General features: G+C 65.3%; 2 protein-coding genes. Both read right to left on the bottom strand.

The window, feature by feature from the left end; all coding sequences use genetic code 11:
- Positions 1-531: hypothetical protein (locus tag MKL20_RS20600; protein WP_244038235.1), on the bottom strand; the 531-nt coding region annotated here is incomplete at its 3' end.
- Positions 532-948: 417 nt separating this feature from the next.
- On the bottom strand, positions 949-1,797 hold the full coding sequence (locus MKL20_RS20595) for a helix-turn-helix domain-containing protein (protein WP_244038234.1): 849 nt from the start codon (positions 1,795-1,797) through the stop codon (positions 949-951).
- Positions 1,798-2,004: the final 207 nt, after the last annotated feature.

Here is a 2,004-nt window from a genome sequence, read left to right as displayed (position 1 = left end):
GATCGGGCTCGTTCGATCCACCACCTGCCGCGCAGGATCTGGGTTGAGCGTCGCCACGCGTCCGGGCGGGTGCACAGCGCTGATCGTCGGTGCGGGACGACCGAGGACCTCGGTCGGGGTCTGCATCTGCGCCGATCGGGGTGGCAGGATCGGCGCAGGGGTCGGCCCCGTCCCGGCTCGATTCTGCGACTGTTGCGGCACATCCGGTTCGAGCGTCGCTACCACGGGCGGCGGAACCGATGTCCCGCCATCCCGGCGTTCGGTGTGCTCATTCCAAACGGGCGACTGTTCGTGCGTTAGACGCGCCGCGTCGAGGGGCGCGCGGCCGATCAGCGGCAGGCGCGGGTTGACGCGGGGCGGCAGGAATCCCGGCTGCTCCGCCGTGTCCGCCGGGTGCGGATCCAGGAAGGTGCGTAGTCCGTCTGCAGACGGCGAAACATCCGGATAGTCCCCGGTTGATAGTGGTCCTGTCAGGTGCGGGACCTCGACCCACGACGGAAAGATAGCGGGTGTCGAAGCTTCGACGGGCACGACAGATGTCGTGCGACGCGGCGACGTCAGCGAAATCCAGCTGCTGCGCGGAACAAGCCAGGCCGCGCTGACGGCAATCAGTGTGAGGGTAGAGAGGCAGGAAATCGAGATCGTGGCCCAAGATGATAGGTGGCTGCTAGGCCTTACGACCATGAGTGGCCGGGCAGCACCCACAGGCTTCAGATCGCCTACAAAGACGGGACTACGCTGTAACATCCTCTCAGAACTGGTTTGGGCAAGAAACAGTTCAAGGCCAGGATGATCCGGAATCTTCGCAAGCCGAACACGGTTAAAATCGTGCTCGTGCGCACTGATGATGCAGAATGCTCAAATAGTTTCATGTGGAGCGTCGCACGACAGTCGATAAACCTCGCCTGGAGCCCAGCGCCGTTCGGCAAACCGTCCGATCGTAGACCCTCACCGCATGGCTCGGCCGGCCCTACCGCTCGCGCGGATTCTTGTCTGGCCTGATCGGTCGAGGTCGCCAGCCGCTTGTCGGCAACCCTTCTTTGATTCCGCTGGTCTCGTTTTCCCCAGATCTGGAACTTCAGTAGGCGTGCTGGTCACGCTTTTGACCCCTCCCCTTTGGAAGGTGGGACCGTGACGACCCTCCCCTTGGGCAGAGGTAGGCCAGGCGGTATTCCCCTTCCGGGCCAACCGGAGCCATGCCAGCCACTCTGGCGAGACGATGCGCACGATGTTGGTGTCGTTGCGGAAGCCGGTGATCTGGCGCTCCTCGACGGTCAGCAGGCCCAACCGTGCGGCCTCGCGGATCGCATTCTTCACGGTCGAGCGGCACACGCCTGCGACGGCGGCCATGTTCTCGATCGACAGCCGGCAGTCCTTCCGGCGGGCGACCTCGGCAGCCACGAGGGAGAGCACGGCCTGCTCGGCCAAGGTGAACCGGGCGACGATAGCCTGCGGCATGCGGCCAGAGGCGGCCCAGCGGCGGCGGCGCTCCATTGAGGCGTCCGTGCGTGGCCTGGAGCCGACGCCGGGCCTCCTGGGGGCTCCCGTGAGACCTGATACGTTCTTGGTGGGATCCCCTGTTTGGGGTGTGACGGTTTCTGTTGGGTTCGGGGTCTGTTCGGACCGCGGTCTACCCGTGGACAATGTTCTCGCCTCGATCAGGCCGGACAGCGCCTCGGCCTCAGCCTCCGTGACCTTCCCCTCGCTGTAGGCGCGCCAGAGCGCAGCCGTGACAGCCGGCAACGCGGCGCGCGGGGCCGCCTCCACCTGTCGGCGGATCTCATCGGTATAGTTCATCGAACCCGGTCCCTCACGGGCCGCGGCTAGGGTCCAGGCAAAGCCTTCCCGTTGACGGAAGCGGGTTCCGTCTTGACTCCCGAGGGAATCATGTGGCTTGTGGGGAGCAGTCACGCGGCCCCACCAGGCCCCAGGAATTTCAGCAGCCTCTTCCTTGCCGGGAAGGGGCTGTTGGCTTTTCAGGGTCTCAGATCCGCAGCGGTTGCT

Origin of the sequence: Methylobacterium sp. E-066, assembly GCF_022829635.1 — a bacterium.
Lineage (GTDB): Bacteria > Pseudomonadota > Alphaproteobacteria > Rhizobiales > Beijerinckiaceae > Methylobacterium.
Note: the sequence above shows the minus strand (reverse complement) of the source record. Positions and strands in the feature narration are given on the sequence as shown.

What these genes read in the sequence shown, in the direction of transcription:
- MKL20_RS20595 (WP_244038234.1), bottom strand. Translation starts at nt 1,797, where the DNA reads ATGAACTATACCGATGAGATCCGCCGACAGGTGGAGGCGGCCCCGCGC.